This window comes from Mycobacterium aquaticum, assembly GCF_002086485.1.
Classification (GTDB): Bacteria; Actinomycetota; Actinomycetes; order Mycobacteriales; family Mycobacteriaceae; genus Mycobacterium; species Mycobacterium aquaticum.
Window position 1 is genome coordinate 179225 of the sequence record NZ_MVHF01000010.1, and the last position, 18757, is coordinate 197981.

Below are 18757 nucleotides of genomic sequence, written 5' to 3' on the forward strand. Positions count from 1 at the left end.
CTATTCGTCGTCCCACAACAGCAACTGGCGCACGGCAGGACGTGAGCCGTACGGCTGCAGCATCCGGCTGGCGGGCCGCGGGCGCACCCGCTGCGGCCACCAGAACCACCGGCCGAGCAGTGCAGCGATGGACGGCGTCATGAACGAGCGCACGATCAGCGTGTCGAACAGCAGGCCCAGCGCGATCGTGGTGCCGATCTGACCGAGCACCCGCAGATCGCTGAACGCGAACGACGCCATGGTGAATGCGAACACCAGGCCGGCCGCGGTGACGACCCCGCCGGTGCCGGCCATCGCGCGGATGATGCCGGTGTTGAGCCCTGCCGCGACCTCTTCTCTGAATCGAGATATCAGCAGCAGGTTGTAGTCCGAGCCCACGGCCAGCAGCAGAATCACGGCCAGCGCCAACACAACCCAGTACAGCGGGATGCCGAGGATGTCCTGCCAGACGAGCACCGAGAGTCCGAACGACGCGCCCAGTGACAAGGCCACGGTGCCGACGATGACCAACGCGGCTACCAGGCTGCGGGTGATCAGCATCATGATGAGCAGGATCAGGCTCAGCGCCGAGATGCCTGCGATCATCAGGTCGTACTTGGCCATGTCCTGAATGTCTTTGTAGGTCGCGGCGGTTCCGCCGATGTAGATGTGCGACCCGGCCAGCGGCGTGCCCTTCACGGCTTCCGCTGCCGCGTGCCGGATCGCGGCGATGTGCGAGATCCCTTGCGGCGTGGCGGGATCGACGTCGTGGGTGATGATCATGCGGGCGGCCTTGCCGTCCGGGGAGAGGAACAGCTTCAGGCCGCGCTGAAATTCGGGGTTGGTGAACACCTCGGGCGGCAGGTAGAACGAATCGTCGGTCTTCGCGGCATCGAAGGCCTGGCCCAGCGCGGTGGCGTTCTGAAGCGCCGCGGCAGTCTGGTCATAAATGCCCGACTGCGTGGCGTAGTTCGTCATCGTCAGGTCACGGTTGGTCTGCTGGCTGGCGATCTGCGGCGGGATCAGCGCCAGCAGTTTCGGCTGCAGCTGGTCCAGCTTGTCCAGACTGGCCGTGACATTTCCCAACTGGTCGGTGAGCGCGTCTATCCCGTCGAGCGCGTCGAAGAGCGACCGCAGCGCAGCGCACATGGGGATGTCGAAACAGTGCGGCTCCCAATAGAAGTAGTTGCGCAGGGGTCTGAAGAAGTCATCGAAGTTGGCGATCTTGTCTCGCAGATCTTGTGTCACGACGACGGTTTGGTGGAACGCTTCGACCTGGTCGTGGGTCGCGGCCGCGCTCTGCTGCTGCAAGGCATACTGCTGGCGCAAGATGCCGATGGTCTTGTCGATCTCACCGACCTGCTTGAGCAGATCACGGGCGCGGTCCTGTTGATACGTCAGATTCTGGATCTGTGCGGCGCTCTGGGCACTGATCTGGAACGGTATCGAGCTGTGGTCCAGCGGCGTGCCCAGCGGACGGGTGATGGACTGCACCTGCGCGACGCCGGGGGTGTGGAACACCGCCTTGGCGACGCGCTCCAGCAGGATCATGTTGGCCGGGTCCCGCAAATCGTGGTCGGACTCGATCATCAGCAGCTCCGGGTTGAGCCGGGCTTTCGAGAAGTGGCGTTCGGCCGCCGTGTATCCGACATTGGACGGGGCGCTCGCGGGCATGTAGGAGCCGACGTCGTAGCTGGTCTTGTAACCAGGTAGGGCCACGAGACCGATCAGGGCCACCCCGATCGTCACCACCAGGATGGGGCCGGGCCAGCGCACGATGGCGGTGCCGATCCGTCGCCATCCGCGCGTGCGGGTACTGCGTTTGGGCTCCAGCAGCCCGACCTGGCTGCTGAGTGTCAGCACCGCCGGTGCCAGGGTGAGGGCCGCAACGAGGGCTACCAGTACACCGATCGCGGCCGGAATACCGAGGCTCTGAAAGTAGGGCAGGCGCGTGAAGCTCAGGCAGAAGACCGCGCCGGCGACCGTCAGGCCCGAGCCGAGGACCACGTGGGCGGTGCCGCTGTACATGTTGAGGTACGCGGTCTGGCGGTCCTCCCCGGCGCTGCGGCCCTCGTGGTAGCGGCCGAGGAGGAATATCGCGTAGTCGGTGCCTGCGGCAATCACCAGCAGCGTCAGCAGATTGGTGGAATACGTTGACAGACCGATGATTCCGGTATCGGCCAGGAAGGCAACGATGCCGCGGGCGGCGGCCATCTCGATGAGCACGGTGATCAGCACCAGGATCATGGTGACCACCGAGCGGTAGACCAGCAGCAGCATGATCGCGATGACCAGGATGGTCAGCAGCGTGACCTTGGTGGTGCCTTCGTTGCCGACTTCGAATTGGTCGGCAACCTGTGGTGCCGCACCGGTGACGTAGGCCTTGACACCCGGCGGGGCCGGTGTGTGGTTGACGATGTCGCGAACCGCGTTGACCGACTCCAGGGAGAGCGCCTCGCCTTGGTTGCCCGCGAGGAACACCTGGACGTAGGCGGCCTTGCCGTCGGGGCTCTGTGAGCCCGCAGCCGTCAGCGGATCGCCCCAGAAGTCCTGGATGTGCTGGACGTGCTTGTGGTCCTGCGATATTCGCTGAACCAGGGTGTCGTAGTAGGCGTGGGCGTCTGCGCCGAGCGGCTTGTCGCCCTCAAGCACGATCATGGCCGCGCTGTCGGAATCGAACTCGCCGAAGACTTGGCCGATGCGTTTGAACGCCTGCAGCGACGGCGCGTCTGGCGAACTCAGTGCGACGTTGTGGGCCTCGCCGACCACTTCCAGCTGCGGCACCAGCACATTGGTGATGGCCGCGACGGCCAGCCAGAACAACACGATCGGCACCGAAAGCCGTCGGATCGTCTTGGCCACCCTCTGGCCGCTCATCCGGATTTGTCCAGGCAGTAGGTGTAGGCGTTCACGGTGTTGACCGATCTCTCGTCTTTGACCGCGTCGTCGATGGTGATCCGGCAGCCGATCGAATCGCTGTCACCCTGGGCCTGGATGTTGACGAACACCGCGGGATCGGTGGTGGTGGTGTCGTAGGACCACGGCAGCGGGGCGTCGTCGACGCGCTGTGGTTGGGCGTGGACGTCCAGGTAGTTGATCGACGCCACGGTTCCCGGCGGACCGAAGACCTCAAGGACCACATGCTTGGGGTTGAACGGAACGATCTCGCTCGATAGGTCGCTGGGGGTGCCTGTGCGTACACCGCCGAAAGCGCCGTGCAATCGGTATACGGAGAATGCGGCGACGGCGACGACCCCGAGTGCGACCACCAGCATCCAACCCCGCCTGACCGAGCTGCCAATCGAAAGTGTCCGCACCCGTTCGCCTTTCGATAACCGGGACGCGATGGCTGGGGTTGGAGGGGGTCCTTTCCGCGCGGTGGGAAACAACCGCTCTCTGAACGGTACGGTACGGTACAGGACTGCCGTGGGCAAGAGGGTTTCAGCGGCGATTTCGACGCCGGCGCGGTGTTACTCGACCGGGCGAGTGAGGCTCGGGATCATGACGTTGTCGACGAGGGCCTGCACCGTCTCCGCGGTGGGGGGCCGGTTCGGGATGATGGACCGGAAGATCAGGTAGCCCGGCATCAGATCCCACAGTTCGTCGCTGATCACGGATTCGCTGATCTCGCCGCGCTCGACAGCCTGTCGCAGGATCAGCTCGAGCATGGCTTTGCGCTGATCGAGGAACTGGTGCTGCATCGCATCGCTCAGAGCGGGGTCGCGGGACACCTCGGCGAGCACCGCCCGGATGGTGGTGCCGTGCTGGTGGGCCTGTTCGCAGATCACCTGACCCACGCGCAGCAGGTCCCCGCGCAGTGAGCCGGTTTCTGGCGGGACGGCGACCTGGCGGATGCCCTCGATGAAGGCCGCCAGTACCAATTCGCCCTTCGAAGGCCAGCGCCGGTACACCGTGGCCTTGCTCGCGCGGGCGGTGGCGGCCACGGCGTCCACGGTCAGTCGGTCGTAGCCGTGCTCCTGCAGCAGCCGCAGCGTGATGGCGAGCAGCTCTGCTTCACGCGGCGACCACGGCGAGGATTGCGTGGCGAAGTCGACGGTCCCGGGCACAGCGCCCACCATAGATCGACCGGAACGGTACGGTCCAGGACCGTACTGTGCGGGAACGAATCAGTGGCCGAGGTGGATCTGGACGCCCTGGGCCCGCAGCTGGCCGAAGCTGTAGCTGAACTCGCCGCGGCGACCGACCGAGACGACGTAGCGGTCCTGGCCTTCGGTGACGGGAAAGCTGAACGAGAAGGTGCAGTTGGCGCTGTTGCCTTTACCCTGACCCAGCGCGGTCGTGGCAAGGATCTCGCCCTTGCCGTTCTTCACGATGACTTGCGTGTCACGGCCGACGTCGGAGTACCCGTTGGCGCCTTGGCACGTTGCGCCGTCAGACGTGATCGCGTCCACGCCCGCGCTGTCGGTCACCACGAAAATGCCTGAGACCGTTGCGCTGTCGAGTATGTGGAAGCCTTGGGTGAACTGTGGGCAGAACGAGTCGACGGCGATCTTGTCGGCGGGCACGCCTTGCTGTGGCCCGCCGTCTTCGAGCTGACGACAGACCTGATGCCCGTGCGCGACGGCGTTGGCGTCGGAGTTGAACTGGTTGGTCAAACCTGCTTCCTTGAGCGCCGAGAGATACCCGGTTTCCGGCGGGGGAGGTGGGCGGCGAGCGGCCATCAACAGCACCCAGGCGACCACCGCCACCATGACGAGGATGACTGTCGCGGCGCCTGTTCCCAGCCACGTCGAGCGGATGCTCGATCGGGAGGCGGGCAGCTCGACGTAGTCCGGCAGCATCCGGCCGCCATCGGGGTCCGACGATTGGGCCCGGCCGTCGCGGACGCGGTTCGTTGGGTGACCTGCGGCGTAGTACCGGCCTTCGTGGCGCGCCGTGGGATCCGGCCGCCATCCTGTCGGCGACGTGGACTCCTGCACTCGACCGCAGCGATCGCACGTGCCGCTGCGGTCGACTTCAGCACCGCAGAACGGGCAGTTCATCGGATCCGCAATTCATCATCACTACTGTTATATGTCGGTCAGATCCGATTCGAGTGCGGGCGGGGCTGATTCGCGCGGAACTGTGACCCACATCGGCGAATCCCGCCCGGCCGGCGAAAAACGCCCGGATCATTGTTGGGATCGGTAGCTGCGGTGACGCCCTGTACTGGATGTGCAGGCAAAGCCGCGGCGCGGCGCCCGACGAAAGGATCTGACGATGAATCGAGTTGCACGGCTCGCGGCGACCGCGGTCATGACGGGCGCCGTGACGGCCGGCCTGGCGCTGAATGCGGGTGCCGCCCAAGCAGACCCGTTTCCCGCTGAGCCGCACAGTTGGTGCCCGGGCCAGGCGTTGCCGTTCAACAACCTTCAGTGGGATATGAGTGTTTGCCACACGTGGTACATCGTCCCGTTCGGCCAGGGCAACGTGCGGATGGTCGACCTGAAAGGCAACCCCCTGGACAGCTTCATCTCCGCCGACGGGCCGGCGCCGATGCTCACCCCACCGCCGCCTCCGCCTCCGGCGCCTCCGCACCCGTTCTGCACCCCGCGCGGCTCGTTGATCATCATCCCGCCGATCTGCGACGAGATCGGCTACTGATTGGTCGCGTTGGTCGTGCGCGTGTCGAAGACCAACTCCTGCGCGGTGGCGAGGCCGGTGGCGATCGCCCCCGTCAACACCGCATCCTCGCCCAGCTGACCGGCGACGATCTCGGGGATCACCGGAGTGGTGGCGGCCAGCGCCGTGCGGATGGGTGCCGCGAGCAGGTCCGCGTTGCTGCCGATGCCGCCGGCCAGGATGATCAGCGACGGATCCAGGATCGCGATGATCGCCGACACCACGAAAGCCAGCCGAATCGTCTCTTGCGCAACCACTTCGAGGGCCACCGGGTCGCCTGAGCGAGCCAGCTCGAAGACGGCCTTGGCACTTCGGACGTCGGTCAGACCGGCGTCGTGGGCGGCCGCCACCACGGCCTGCCCCGCCACGGCGGCCTCCGCCGATGCCGGTCCCGGCGTACCGCTCACCTTGAACGCCAGATCCGAGATCTCACCGGCCGCACCGCGGGTGCCGCGGTAGATCTGCCCGTCCAGCACGAACCCCATGCCCAGGCCGGTGCCGACGGTCAGGCAGGCGAACGTGTCCACCCCGACGGCAGCACCTGCCGCATGCTCGCCTGCCGCGCAGAGATTGGCATCGTTCTCGACCATCACGATCGAACCGCTGTGATCCAGGCCGGCGATGAGCTCGTGCAGCAGGCCCCGCCGCTCCCAGCCCGGGAGATTCGGAGCGCGACGCACCGTTCCGTCTTCCAGGTCCGGTACGCCTGGGGTGCCGACGACGGTGACGACGACATCCTCGGCGGCAAGGCCGGCTTTCGCGACACAACGCTCGGAGCAGGTGAGCACTGTGCGCAGCAGCGCTGAGCCCGAACGGCACCTGTTGGGTTCGTCGATGCGCGCCACGATGTGTCCCGCCAGATCTGCGACAGCGACCCGAATCTGCTGTCTGCCGATATCGATACCGACGACATGTCCTGCATCCGAGACGATTTCGTACACCACGGGCGCACGTCCGGGTTTCGACGGGCCCATCCCGGCCGGCCGCACGAGGCCCTGCGCCTCAAGGTCCGCCAATGCCTGTCCCACGGTCGGCTTCGACAGTCCGGTGGCGGCGGCCAACTGCGGCCGGCTCGCCTCGCCGTGCTCACTGAGGCGGCTGAGAATCAGACGCTGATTCAGTGCCCGCATGTGTGCGGGTGTGCCTATCTCACGTCCGCTGTTGCTCGTCACGTGCAGATTCTCCATCTCGTGTGGCGACGGCCCAATCTGGGATCTTCCCCCGACAGATTCTATGTGTTAAGAAACTTTACTAACACTTAGCGCGGAGGTTGACAATGACTTCGAATCCCGGTTATCACGTGAACGCTCCGGCCACGCCCTCGCCCGATCTGGAACGCAAGATCGGCCCGCTGCAGGCGACCGCGATCAACATGACCCAGATGTGCGGCATCGGGCCGTTTGTCACCATCCCGGCGATGGTGGCGACCATGGGCGGCCCGCAAGCGATGTTCGGATGGCTGATCGGCGCCGTGCTCGCCGTGGCAGACGGATTGATCTGGGCCGAGTTGGGCGCAGCGATGCCGGGAGCCGGCGGAACGTACATCTATCTGCGCGAGGCCTTTCAATACCGGACGGGCCGGCTCATGCCGTTCCTGTTCGTCTGGAGCGCTGTGCTGTTCATCCCGTTGATCATGTCGACCGGGGTGATCGGGCTTGTCCAATACCTCGGCTACCTGCTTCCTGGAGTTGTCGCCGACGGCGGCCTCACCGTGCTCGGCCACGTCATCGGTGCGGTCATCACGCTGCTCGTCGGTGCTGCGCTGTTCCGACGGATCGGAGAGATCGGGAAGCTCACCACAGGACTGTTCGTCGTCATGCTCCTGGCGGTGCTCGCCACGATCGTCGCGGCATTCAGTCATTTCGACCACACGCAGGCATTCGCGTTCACGCCGGGGGCATTTCAGTCCGGCGGCGCGTTCTGGGCCGGACTCGGTGCGGGGCTGATCATCGCGATCTACGACTACCTCGGATACAACACGAGTGCATATCTCGGCGGTGAGGTCGTCGACCCCGGCCGGACGATTCCGCGATCGATCATCATCTCGATCCTGGGCATCGCGGGTCTGTACCTGCTGATGCAGATCGGTGTGCTCGGAGCAATTCCGCTCGAGGAATTGAAGAGCGCGACGTCTGTGGCTTCGACTGTGCTGGAGAACTCCTGGGGTGCGACCGCGGCGCAGGTGGTGACGGCACTGATCGTCATCGCGGCCGTCGGATCGGTGTATGCCGGGCTCCTCGGCGGATCCCGGGTGCCTTTCGAAGCGGCGCGCGACCACGTATTCCTGCCGGTCTTCGGGCGGGTGCATCCGAAGCTGCGGCTGCCGACCGCCGGCGTCGTGACCATGACGGCCATAACCCTTGTGGGGACGCTGTTCTCGCTCACCGTGGTCATCAACGCCGCTGTCGCGACGCTGGTCATCGTCCAGTCCCTGGCCCAGGTAGCCGCCATCGTCGTACTGCGGCGCAGGCAGCCCGACCTGAAGCGTCCCTACCGGCAGTGGCTCTACCCGCTGCCGACTCTGGTCGCCCTCGTCGGCTGGGTTTACATCTACGTATCGTCGACGTGGCAGTCGATCGGTTTGTCGATCGGCTGGATGATCCTGGGGGCCATCGGTTTTCTGGTCTACGCGCGCACCGAGAAAACCTGGCCGTTCGGCCCCAAGCCAATTCACGAGGGCTTCGCGTCGACACCTGAGGAAAGGGCTCCGTAGCGCACCCGCCGATCCAGGCTAGTTAGCACACTGACTCTGCGTCCACGGCGCAAAATCGCGAGAAACCAACGCCCCCACCGCAGGGTCAACGGTGAGACGTGTCACTCGATCAGGTTGCGCACGAATGGTTTCGGGCCGAGGAAACTTGTCGGACCTGAGTGCAATAATGGGTGTCATGCCATCGGGCGCAAAACTTTTCGACGCTGACGCGGTCAGTCCCGCGCAGCGGTTGGAGGTGTTGATCGACGAATTGTCGGAGTTGTGCGGGCAGCGCAACGCGATCGACGGACGCACCGTCGACATTGTCGCCGAACTGGAGCGCGACGAATTGTGTGGGGCCACCGGGGCCCGCTCGATCACGGCGTTGGTGGCCTGGAAAACCGGTGTCACCCCGAACAACGCCGACACGATCGTGGCGGTGGCGCGACGCGCCGAGGAATTCCCCCTCTGCACCCAGGCCCTGCGGGAGGGCCGGTTGTCACTCGATCAGGTCGGGGTGATCGCCGAACGCGCCGCCGACGGCTCCGACGCGCACTTTGCCGAGCTGGCCGCGGTCGCCACCGTGGCCCAATTACGCACCGCGGTCAAACTGGAACCCCGCCCCGAACCTGAACCCGACGCCGAAGCCGAGCCGGCTGTGGAGCCGAAACGGTCGTTCACCAAAATCGAGCACGACGACAGCACCACCTACCAGATCACCCTGCCCCGGCTGGAAGCAGCGAAACTCGACGTCGGGATGCGCTCACACCAGGAGGCGCTGATCGCGGCGTGGAAACGCGCCGACGACGAAGGGGACCAGGTATCGGAACAGGCACCACCCTTCCCGAATGCTGTGGACGCGTTCATGAGCCTCGTGGAGGCCGGGTGGGATGCCGACGCGACGCGCCGCCCGCACGGCCAGCACACCACCGTCGTCGTCCACGTCGATCTCGACAAAGATGGCGAGAAACCCGTCGCCGCCCTGCATCTGGGCCCCGTGCTCACCGACGAGGAGCGCCGCTACCTGACCTGTGACGCCACGTGCGAAGTGTGGTTCGAACGCCACGGGCAACCCATCGGCGCGGGGCGTGCCGCCCGCACCGTCAACCGCCGGCTGCGCCGCGCTCTGGAGCACCGCGACCGCTGCTGCGCAGTCCCGGGCTGCGGAGCCACCCGCGGCCTACATGCGCACCACTTGCGGCATTGGGAGGACGGTGGCCCCACCGAGCTGGACAACATGGTCTTGCTGTGTCCCTACCACCACCGGTTGCACCACAAGGGCGGCATCACCATCACCGGCCCCGCTGACCAACTCAAGGTCACCGACGCCACCGGCCGAGAACTGCACCCGGGTTCGCTGGCCCGGCCACCGACCACACCCCCACCCCAGGTGCCGCCCTATCGGGGGCCGACCGGCGAACGCGCCGACTGGTGGTGGTACACCCCCTTCCAACCCGAGCCACCACCACCATCGCCCAATTAACCTCGGTAGACGGTCTTTCCGCCAACGATGGTCTCGACTGCGCGCAGAGTCCCGACGTCCTCGGCGGTGAAGATATCGCGGTCGAGGACCACGAGGTCGGCCAGCATGCCCTCCGCGATGCGACCGGTCCGGTCCTGACCGTTGGCGTGGGCGGACCCTGCGGTGTAGGCGTCGATCGCCGACCGCAGTGAGATGCCTTCTTGCGCTTGCAGAGGGATGTCGAAGACACCGTCGCCGATCGCGTGTGGATCGGCATGCGTGCCGGTGCGGTGTACCGCGGTATGGATGGCCCACAACGGATTCGGGTCCGTCACCGGCCAGTCGCTGCCCATCGCCAGGGTGCCGCCGTGACGTCGGATCGACCCGAACGGGAAGTGCCACGGTTCACGCTCGGGGCCAAGTAGCGGCAGCTTGCGTTCGACGATCTCCTTGTCGCGGCGGGCCCACAGGGCCTGGATGTTGGCGATGACGCCGAGCTGGCCGAACCGCGGAATATCCTGGGGGTCAACCACATCCAGGTGGGCGATCTGATGGCGGGCGTTGAACTTCGGGTGACTGGCGATGGCGTGCTCGAGGGCGTCGAGGCATTCCCGCACGGCCCGGTCGCCGACGGCGTGCATGTGGATGCCGAACCGTTCGCTGGCCAGCAACGCCGTCACCTTGTGCAGGTCCTCGGGGTCGATGAACGACTGCCCGCTGGGGATGTCGTGACCGGCCACGGCACGGTACGGCGCCAGCATGGCGGCCGTGCAGTTCTCGCAGATGCCGTCCTGCATGACTTTGACCATGCTTGCGGTGAAACGGGAATGGCCGGCCAGACCGCGCCGAGCGCACAGGCCATCGAGCTGTTCGGCACCCTGCTCGGCCTCCCACCACAGTGCGCCGACCACCCGGGCTGTCAGCTCGCCTGCTTCGTCGGCGTCGACATAGGTCGCGAAATTGTCCTTCAAGCCGAAGAACTCGGCGCCTACGGCAGCGTCCTGCCAACCCGTCACCCCTACGGAGTGCAGGCGGCGTTGCGCCTCCAGCAGTGCCTGGCGCATGAACTGCGGCGTCACTTCGGGGATCAGCGCGTTGACGGCGTCACCGCCGCGGTCCAACAGCACCCCGGTCGGTTCGCCCGCGTGATCCCTGATGATCCGTCCACCGGCGGGATCCGCTGTGCCCGAGGTGATCCCGGCCAACTCCAGCGCACGGGTATTGACCCACGCGCCGTGATAGTCGTGGCTGGTCAGGATGACGGGCCGATCAGAGACCACGGCGTCGATGTCGTGGCGGGTGGGAAACCCGTCGGGAAAGGCGTCGCCGTACCAGCCGGCCCCGGCGATCACGGATTCGCCGGGATGGCGTGCGGCGTACTCGCCGATCGCGGCCAGGTAGGCCTGACGGTCGTGCGCCAGACCGGACAGGTCACACCGCAGCGCCGCCATGCCGGCGGCTACCGGATGCGCATGCGCGTCGACGAACCCCGGCAAGAGACTTGTGCCGCCCAGGTCGGTGATGTCCGTGTGGGTTCCGACCAGATCGCGGTCGACGCCGCGGCCCACGGCGACGATGGTGTCGCCCTGGATCGCCACGGTGTCGGCCGGTTCCGCGCCGGCAGGCTGGAACACGGCGGCGTTCGTGAAGATGCGGTCGGCGAACATGTCACGCCCGCTCTGCGGTGAGCGGCTGCCGGTCGGCGAGCACCATGGCGCTGGCGTGCTCGGCGACCGCCATGATGGTGCCCACCGGGTTGACCGAAGGGATCGTCGGGAACACTGATGCGTCGACGACACGCAGTCCGTCCACGCCGCGCACCCGCAGCCGGGAATCGCACACCGCCATGGGGTCGTCGTCGGCGCCCATGCGGCACGTGCCCGACACGTGGTACACCGTCTGATGGGTGGCGCGCAGTGCTTCGGACAGCTCCTCGTCCGACTGGGCGTCCGGGCCGGGAAAGACTTCGCGGACAAGCCAGTTGGCCATCGGCTCGGTCGCTGCGATGCGACGGGCCAATCGGATCCCGGCGATCAGGACTGCCTCGTCGTGACCGTCGGGATCGGTGAAGTAGCGGTAGTCGATCGACGGGCTTTCTGCGGGATCGGATGACGTGATCCACACCCGCCCGCGGCTGCTGGGTTTCGCGACGTTGGGTGTGATCGAGACGATGCGCTCGGGCATCTCGACGCCGTACGTGACGGCATGGTCGGCGACAGCCTCGACGGGGAAGTGCATCAGCACCTCGGGCCGCGCCGGGCTGTCCTCCGACAACCGCACCGCGGCCCCGGCGTCCCATCCGGTGGCGCAGGTATCGGGGACATCGGCGCCGGCCTCCCAGACGATGAGGCCCTCGGCATGGTCCATCAGGTTCTCACCGACGCCCGGGGACTCCACCACGGTGGTCACACCGGCAGCGGCGAGTACGTCCGCGGGGCCGATTCCCGACAGCTGCAGCAGCTTTGGTGAATCGATGGCACCGCAGCACACGATGACTTCGCGGTCGGCCCGGAACTCACGACGGTTGCCGTCAGCGTCACGGGTGAGGACCCCGACGGCCCTGCCGCCTTCGATGATCAGACGTTCGGCGTGTTGGCCGTGCTCGACAACGAGGTTGTCGCGGTCGGCGATGGCGTCGTGCAGGTAGTGCACCGAGGTGGAAGAGCGCAGGTGACTGGCCGGGGTGTAGCCGATCTCGAAGAATCCGGCTCCGACACCGGTGGTGGCGAAGTCGGGATCGGAGTTCCAGGCCCGGCGGGCGGGCAGGCCCAGCGCCCGCCGGGCGGAGTCCACCACATCGCTGACGTACGGGTTGCGGTCCTTGTCGGCGACCGGTTCGACCGGCGCCAGGATCCGGTCGAACGCGTCGTGCACCGCTGCGGTATCCCACCCTGTGACGCCCATCGCGGCCCATTCGTCGAGGTCAGCAGCCAGTGGCCGCCAGGTGATCATCGTGTTGGCGGTCGAGCAGCCCCCGAGGATCTGCATCCTGGCCTGCCGGATGCCCGAGTTACCGCGCTCCTGCGTCACACTGCGGTAGTCGAGGTCGTATTCGCTTTCCAGCATCTGCGCCCACCGCCGGATGTCCCGGGCCCGGGGCTCGTCCTTGTCAGAGGGGCCCGCTTCGAGCACTGTGACCGTGACGTCGAGATCCTCCGAGAGACGTGATGCCACAATGCATCCCGCGGTGCCGCCGCCGACGATCAGGTAATCGGCCATATCAGGCCACCGCCGGCTGCGCGGCCAGGGCGGCCACCTTCGGCCGCATCAAAACGTAGTAGAGCGGGCAGATGACTGCCAGGCCGACGATCCACGAGATATCGACGTTACCAAGAGCTTTGGCCGCGAATCCGGTGAACAACGTCGTCGAGAGGAACGGGATCTGTACGGCGATGCCAATGAAGTAGCACGCGATCGCGATCCAATTGAACTTGCCGTACCGGCCGCCGTCGCGTTCGAACAGCGAGTCGATGTCGTAGACGCCGTGGCGCAGCAGGTAGTAGTCGACGAGATTGACGGCGGTCCACGGGATCAGCACGCACAACAGCAACGCCAGGAAGTTCGCGTAGTTGGCCAGGAAGTCGTCGGCGCTTACCAGAGCGGGGATGATCGCGATGACGAACAACACGATCGCGGTCACGGCGCGGCTGCCTGCACCGGGGCGCCACCGCGGGAACAGGTTCTGCCCCACCGTGATCGTCGAGAGTGCGCCGCAGTAGAGGTTCATGGCGTTCGTCGCGGTGATGCCGATGGCGAAGATCGCGAACACGCCTGTGCTCACGCCGCGCGTCAGCGTCGAGAGTCCTTCGAGGGTCTCGTCGGAGGGCAACGCAGCGCCGACGAGCACGCCGAGCAACATGGGCAGCACCGAGCCCAGCACGCAACCGGCGTAGGTTCCCCAGAACGCGGCACGCTGTCCGGTGTCCTTGGGCATGTACCGGGTGTAGTCGGAAACGTAGGGCGCGTAGGCGATCTGCCACAGTGCGGCCACCGACAGCGTCGCCATGAAACCGGCCCAGCTGTATCCGCTGGTGTGCCAGGTGCCACCGGGCACGCCGTTGACGCCGACCATCCAGATGAACGCCACGACCAGCGCCCCGCCGGCAACCACGGACAGGAACGCGGTGACTCGGTGGATGAGCCGATAACCCACGATGGTGGCCACCACGCTGATCAGCCCGATGATCGTGATGGACCAGTTGGTGGGCAGCCCGGTGACCTTGGCCAGCGCCTGGCCGCCGAGCACCGCGTTGGACGCGAAGAAGCCCAGGTACATGAAGACCACCAGCACCACCACGAGAAGGCTTCCGTACGAGCCGAACTGGGCGCGGGTCTGCAGCATCTGGGGCACGCCCATCTGCGGTCCCTGGGCGGCGTGCAGTGCCATCACCACACCGCCGATGACATTGCCCAGGATGATCGCGCACGCGCCGGCCCACAACGGCAGGCCGAACACCGTGGTGGCCAGCGCGCCGGTGATGATGGTCAGCAACATGATGTTGGAACCGAACCAAACGGTGAACAGGTCACGGGCGCGGCCGTGGCGTTCGTCGACCGGGACGTGTTCGATGGTCCGCTGTTCCACGGGTGCGGACACCGGCGCTTTGTCGTTCATGGGACTCCCTATCTACAGCGCGATCCAGGTGGTTTTCAGGCCGGTGTACTTGTCGAGCGCGTGCAGGGACAGATCGCGACCGAATCCGGACTGCTTGAATCCCCCGAAGGGGGTCTGGGGGCTCAGCGCGTCGACCGTGTTCACTGAGACGGTGCCTGCGCGCAGCGCCGCAGCGACGCGGTGGGCGCGGGACAGGTCACGGGTCCACACCGAGGCGGCCAAGCCGTAGATGGTGTTGTTGGCCATCGCGATCGCCTCTGCCTCGTCGGAGAAGGTCTGTACTGCCAGCACGGGGCCGAAGACCTCCTCGGTGACGAGCTCGGCCGTCGGCGCGAGCTTCGCGACGATGGTCGGAGCAACGAAACAACCACGGCCATCGACGGTTTCGCGGGTCCCTCCGGTGACGATCTCGCCGTCTGCGCGGGCCCTGTCGATGAATCCCACGACGCGCTGGGTGTGCTGTTCGTCGACGAGGGCACCCAGGGTGGACGCCGGATCCAGCGGATTGCCCGGCCGTACCTCGGCCGTGCGCTTCACGAGCTCGGCGAGGAACTCGTCGGCGATCGATTCGTGCAGCAGCAGGCGGGAATTCGACGAGCACACCGCGCCCTGGTTGTAGAACGCGCCGAAGATCGCCTTCTCCACCGCGGCGTCCAGGTCGGCATCGGCGAACACTACATTGGGACTCTTGCCGCCGCACTCCAGCCAGACCTGCTTGGCATTGGAATCCGCGGCGTAGCGCAGGAACCGCTTGCCGGTTTCGGTGGACCCGGTGAATGCGATGACATCGACGTCGGGGTGCCGGCCGAGGGCTTCCCCGGCGGTGGGGCCGAGGCCCGGAACGACGTTGAACACGCCTTCGGGCACACCGGCTGCCACGGCCAGCTCGGCGAGTCGCACCGACGAGAGCGGCGCTTGTTCGGCGGGCTTGAGCACCACCGAGTTCCCCGCTGCCAGGGCGGGAGCCACCTTCCACACCGCCAGGTCCAACGGGAAGTTCCACGGTGTGACGGCGCCGATGACGCCCAGCGGCTCACGGGTGACCAGCGCGAGGTTGCCCGGCTCGGTGGGCGCGATCTCGCCACCCTGCTTGTCGAGCGACTCGCCGTAGAACGCGAAAAGCTCTGCAGCTGAGGGCACGTCGACGGTGTGGGCCTCGGAGACCAGCTTGCCCATGTCCATCGAATCCAGCAGCGCGAGTTCTTCGGCGTGTTCGACGATCAACTCGGAGAGCTGCCGAAGCACCCGCTTGCGGTGTGACGCCGAGGCGCGCGACCAGACACCCGAATCGAACGCGGCGCGTCCCGAGGCGACGGCCGCGTCGACGTCCTCGGTGTCGCCCGACGCCACCGGCGCGATCAGTTCTCCGGTGGCGGGGTTGATCGAGTCGAACGTCTCGCCGGAGACCGCGGGCCGGTATTTGCCGTCGATGAAAACCTCGGTGCGCGGCGTGATCTCACCGGCGAGGCGGGTCCAGTCGTCGAGCGTGGTCATGTGCATACCTCTCAGGGGACGTAGATGGCGAACTGCTTGACCAGCGGCTCGGTCACGCGATACTCGCCGCGCCAGCCCTTGGTCAGCGTGAAGGAGTCGCCGGGGCCGAAGGTGTGGGCGACGCCGTCGTCACCGGTCAAGGTGATCGAGCCTTCCAGAACCCGGGTGTACTCGTCGCCCGGGTAGCTCTCGATGAACTCGGCGTAGGGCTCGGCTCGCCAGGACCCGACGGTGAACTTCTCGTCGGAGCTGGCGAGATGCACGGCCTCGGTTTCGGCAGGGTTGCCCTCGCGGAGGGTTTCGGCGGTGACGTAGCTGCTGGGCGTCATGGTGGCGACGGCTTCGGGGCCGGAGGGGATCAGGGCAGGCATCTTGCTCCTTATGCGTTGGCCGGGACGACCGGCGTGATCGGTAGATAGACGACAGGTTCGACAGCGAGTTCTGCGGTTTCGCGGAGGTACGGCACTGGGCCCAGAGACTGCGGTTCGTCGAGTTCTTCGGCATAGCGATGTCCCGACCAGACGGCAGCGGCGATGGTGGCGGGCGCCCACACGTCGCCGATGGCGCGCACGCTGCGCAGATCTGCTGCGGCCCATTCGCTTTCGCGGCTCAACAGCTCCTGGTAGAGGCCGTCGTGGGGGAGCCGCGCGGTCACCATGACCACCGAGTCGGCACTCACGCTGCCCTCGTCGCCGGTGTAGACACACGCGGTGCGCACCCCGTCGGCGGTTACGGCGGTGACCGCGGTGTTGGTGCGCACGTCGATGCCGGCCCGGATCACGCGCTTGCGGATCCGCGCGACCTCCAAAGTATTGGTGGTCCACTGCGATACGTGCGCTGCGGGCGTGATCAGGATGACCTCGAGGCCCTCCTTGGCGAGCAGCTCCGCGATCACGCCGCCCATGTAGTAGTGGTCATCGTCGAACACCACGACGCGGCGACCACGCGGGCGGGTGCCCGCCATGATGTCGTCTGGGCTCAAAACATCTGCGCCTTGGGCGATATCGAGCGGGGTGGTGTGCCAGCGGCCGACCCCGTCGCTGCGCCAGCCCGCGCCGGTGGCTACGACGACGTGGTTGAAGTCGTTGTCGATGATGTCGTCGGCGGTCATCTCGCTCTGCATGAAGACCTCGACGTTGTCGAGCTTGGCGATCTGGGTTTCGCGGTAGTCGACGACCCGGATCCAGGCGGACAGGCTCGGCAGCCTGGATTCGCGGGCCACGCGTCCACCCAGGGTTCGGGTGGCCTCGGCGAGGCTCACGGTGTAGCCGCGGTTGCCCAGCGAGCGGGCGGCTTCCAGCCCGGCCGGCCCGGCGCCGACCACGAGCACCGTGGCGTCGCTGGCCTTGGCCCGGATCTTCTCGGGGTGCCAGCCGCGGCGGAATTCCTCACCCATGGTGGGGTTCTGGGTGCAGCGGATGGGAGACATGGTGAAGTCACCGGACACACAGATGTTGCAGCCGATGCACTCTCGGATGTCCTCGAGGTTGCCCGACTCGATCTTGCTGGGCAGGAACGGGTCGGCGATGGACGGCCGGGCCGCGCCGATCAGGTCGAGCACGCCGCTCTTCACCTGGTGCACCATCATGTCCGGTGAGGTGAAACGACCAACGCCCACAACAGGTTTGGTGGTCAACGCCTTGAGTCCGCGAACGTAGGGCTCCTGTTCGGCCTCGGGGCCGAAGCGCGAGGTCACCGAATCGTCCTCCCAGCTGCCCAACACGAAGTCCCACAGATCGGGGTGCTCGCCGAGCATGCCGATGACATCTTCGATCTCGGCGCGCGTGATGCCCTCGTCGCCGAGCAGCTCGTCGACCGAGATGCGGCAGGCGACGGCGGCTTTGCCGTCGCACATCTCGCGGGTGTCCTCGAGGATCTCGCGCAGCAGGCGGGCCCGGTTCTCGATGCTGCCGCCGTATTCGTCGGTGCGGTTGTTGTAGCGCCGGGACAGGAAGTGGTGCAGGCCGCCGATGGCGTGGCCGGCGTAGACGTAGATGATGTCGTATTCGGCCTGCAGGGACCGGCGGACGGCTTCGCGGTGCCAGTACCGCATATCGGCGATGTCGGACTTGGTCATCTCGCGGGCCTGCACCGGGTCGTAATTCCACGACACCACGGGCAGGTTCTGCGGGCCCAGCGGGGCTTCCCGGCTGATCAGGTTCGGCGAGTTCAGACCGTTGTGGGCCAGCTCGATTCCGGCCAGAGCGCCACCCTCGTGAATCTTCTCCGCGATCCGGGCCACGGCGGGCAGGTCCTGGTCGTCCCACAGGCGCAGTTCGATGAACGGGCCGATGTCGGAGGTCGGGTGGATCTCGACCTGCTCGGTGCACACCACGGCCCAACCGCCCTCGGCCTTGATCCGCCGCATATACGCCTCACCCGACGGATCGCGGTAGCCCATGCCATTGCAGTGGGGTACCTGGTAGAAGCGGTTGCGCGCGGTGACCGGGCCGATCTGTACGGGCTCGAACAGGATGTCGTACCGGGGGTCTCGCATGGAGCTACTCCTAGAGTTCGTGTAGGCGGCGCGATAGCGACGGGAGCTGAGCCGTGAGCTGGGTCACGCCGGTACTAGCCATCGTTGTGCCGCGCATAACCGAGGTCAACTAGTGGTTTCAGCGGTTTTGCATCTGATTTTCCGATGAAGTCCGCTGTGTGCCCGCCCCCTCCAAGCCAGGTGACGACCTGGCAATGACTGCGACCCGCGGGCGTAACGCAGTGGCGTGAAATCCGCCCGAACATCACCGCGGTGTTACGTAGGCGGAGTTCGGGGAGCCCGGTTCGCGAGTGGCCAGTTATGCACGCAAAAAACGGGCTGTTGCGAAATTGAGCGGTTGATCGGGGGCTTCGGTATGTCTTACCGGGGGTCGGGGGTGGTGGCCGCGATGATGTG

Annotated in this window: 14 protein-coding genes; 3 read left to right on the top strand and 11 right to left on the bottom strand. The window is 66.4% G+C overall.

Annotated features, from left to right (window positions below):
- The 4 genes from BST13_RS13290 to BST13_RS13305 all read right to left on the bottom strand — a co-directional run bounded on the left by BST13_RS13290 (position 1) and on the right by BST13_RS13305 (position 4982).
- Entirely contained in the window at positions 1–2856 is a 2856-nt protein-coding gene (locus tag BST13_RS13290; RefSeq protein ID WP_083164482.1) for an MMPL/RND family transporter, read from the bottom strand.
- Entirely contained in the window at positions 2853–3254 is a 402-nt protein-coding gene (locus BST13_RS13295; protein WP_083164483.1) for an MmpS family transport accessory protein, read from the bottom strand. Before BST13_RS13295 ends, BST13_RS13290 begins: the two co-directional genes overlap by 4 nt.
- 195 nt (positions 3255–3449) lie before the next feature.
- On the bottom strand, positions 3450–4058 hold the full coding sequence (locus BST13_RS13300) for a TetR/AcrR family transcriptional regulator (RefSeq protein WP_083164484.1): 609 nt from the start codon (positions 4056–4058) through the stop codon (positions 3450–3452).
- 48 nt (positions 4059–4106) lie between these two features.
- Complete coding sequence (locus tag BST13_RS13305; RefSeq protein ID WP_083164485.1) at positions 4107–4982, bottom strand: DUF732 domain-containing protein; 876 nt, start codon at positions 4980–4982, stop codon at positions 4107–4109.
- Positions 4983–5199: 217 nt separating this feature from the next.
- Here BST13_RS13305 and BST13_RS13310 point away from each other — a divergent pair, with 217 nt between their 5' ends.
- Positions 5200–5583 carry a hypothetical protein gene (locus BST13_RS13310; protein ID WP_083164486.1) on the top strand — a complete coding sequence of 128 codons (384 nt, stop codon included), beginning with the start codon at positions 5200–5202 and terminating at the stop codon, positions 5581–5583.
- Here the strand turns inward: BST13_RS13310 and BST13_RS13315 are convergent.
- Complete coding sequence (locus BST13_RS13315) at positions 5577–6773, bottom strand: ROK family transcriptional regulator (RefSeq protein WP_211296081.1); 1197 nt, start codon at positions 6771–6773, stop codon at positions 5577–5579. The two genes, BST13_RS13310 and BST13_RS13315, sit on opposite strands and share 7 nt — an antisense overlap.
- A 104-nt stretch (positions 6774–6877) precedes the next feature.
- Here BST13_RS13315 and BST13_RS13320 point away from each other — a divergent pair, with 104 nt between their 5' ends.
- Entirely contained in the window at positions 6878–8314 is a 1437-nt protein-coding gene (locus tag BST13_RS13320; RefSeq protein WP_083164487.1) for an APC family permease, read from the top strand.
- A 175-nt stretch (positions 8315–8489) separates the two neighbouring features.
- Complete coding sequence (locus BST13_RS13325) at positions 8490–9776, top strand: HNH endonuclease signature motif containing protein (protein WP_095533534.1); 1287 nt, start codon at positions 8490–8492, stop codon at positions 9774–9776.
- Here the strand turns inward: BST13_RS13325 and BST13_RS13330 are convergent.
- The 6 genes from BST13_RS13330 to BST13_RS13355 are packed head-to-tail and all read right to left on the bottom strand — an operon-like array spanning position 9773 to position 18361.
- Positions 9773–11422 (bottom strand): amidohydrolase, encoded by a 1650-nt coding sequence (locus tag BST13_RS13330; protein ID WP_083164489.1) that lies wholly within the window; start codon positions 11420–11422, stop codon positions 9773–9775. The genes BST13_RS13325 and BST13_RS13330 overlap by 4 nt on opposite strands.
- 1 nt (position 11423) lies before the next feature.
- Positions 11424–12974, bottom strand: coding sequence for a GMC family oxidoreductase (locus tag BST13_RS13335; RefSeq protein WP_083164490.1), 1551 nt, complete (start codon positions 12972–12974; stop codon positions 11424–11426).
- 1 nt (position 12975) lies between these two features.
- Positions 12976–14370: a purine-cytosine permease family protein gene (locus BST13_RS13340; RefSeq protein ID WP_083164491.1), complete on the bottom strand. Its 1395-nt coding sequence runs from the start codon at positions 14368–14370 to the stop codon at positions 12976–12978.
- 12 nt (positions 14371–14382) lie between these two features.
- On the bottom strand, positions 14383–15864 hold the full coding sequence (locus tag BST13_RS13345) for an aldehyde dehydrogenase (protein ID WP_425437015.1): 1482 nt from the start codon (positions 15862–15864) through the stop codon (positions 14383–14385).
- An 11-nt stretch (positions 15865–15875) separates the two neighbouring features.
- Positions 15876–16235, bottom strand: a complete 360-nt coding sequence (locus tag BST13_RS13350; protein WP_083164493.1) for a cupin domain-containing protein — start codon at positions 16233–16235, stop codon at positions 15876–15878.
- Between the two features lie 8 nt (positions 16236–16243).
- Positions 16244–18361 (bottom strand): oxidoreductase, encoded by a 2118-nt coding sequence (locus tag BST13_RS13355; RefSeq protein ID WP_083164494.1) that lies wholly within the window; start codon positions 18359–18361, stop codon positions 16244–16246.
- Positions 18362–18757 lie beyond the last annotated feature (396 nt).

What these genes read in the sequence shown, in the direction of transcription:
- BST13_RS13290 (WP_083164482.1), bottom strand. Translation starts at nt 2,856, where the DNA reads ATGAGCGGCCAGAGGGTGGCCAAGACGATCCGACGGCTTTCGGTGCCG.
- BST13_RS13295 (WP_083164483.1), bottom strand. Translation starts at nt 3,254, where the DNA reads ATGCTGGTGGTCGCACTCGGGGTCGTCGCCGTCGCCGCATTCTCCGTA.
- BST13_RS13300 (WP_083164484.1), bottom strand. Translation starts at nt 4,058, where the DNA reads ATGGTGGGCGCTGTGCCCGGGACCGTCGACTTCGCCACGCAATCCTCG.
- BST13_RS13305 (WP_083164485.1), bottom strand. Translation starts at nt 4,982, where the DNA reads ATGAACTGCCCGTTCTGCGGTGCTGAAGTCGACCGCAGCGGCACGTGC.
- BST13_RS13310 (WP_083164486.1), top strand. Translation starts at nt 5,200, where the DNA reads ATGAATCGAGTTGCACGGCTCGCGGCGACCGCGGTCATGACGGGCGCC.
- BST13_RS13320 (WP_083164487.1), top strand. Translation starts at nt 6,878, where the DNA reads ATGACTTCGAATCCCGGTTATCACGTGAACGCTCCGGCCACGCCCTCG.
- BST13_RS13325 (WP_095533534.1), top strand. Translation starts at nt 8,490, where the DNA reads ATGCCATCGGGCGCAAAACTTTTCGACGCTGACGCGGTCAGTCCCGCG.
- BST13_RS13330 (WP_083164489.1), bottom strand. Translation starts at nt 11,422, where the DNA reads ATGTTCGCCGACCGCATCTTCACGAACGCCGCCGTGTTCCAGCCTGCC.
- BST13_RS13335 (WP_083164490.1), bottom strand. Translation starts at nt 12,974, where the DNA reads ATGGCCGATTACCTGATCGTCGGCGGCGGCACCGCGGGATGCATTGTG.
- BST13_RS13340 (WP_083164491.1), bottom strand. Translation starts at nt 14,370, where the DNA reads ATGAACGACAAAGCGCCGGTGTCCGCACCCGTGGAACAGCGGACCATC.
- BST13_RS13345 (WP_425437015.1), bottom strand. Translation starts at nt 15,864, where the DNA reads ATGACCACGCTCGACGACTGGACCCGCCTCGCCGGTGAGATCACGCCG.
- BST13_RS13350 (WP_083164493.1), bottom strand. Translation starts at nt 16,235, where the DNA reads ATGCCTGCCCTGATCCCCTCCGGCCCCGAAGCCGTCGCCACCATGACG.
- BST13_RS13355 (WP_083164494.1), bottom strand. Translation starts at nt 18,361, where the DNA reads ATGCGAGACCCCCGGTACGACATCCTGTTCGAGCCCGTACAGATCGGC.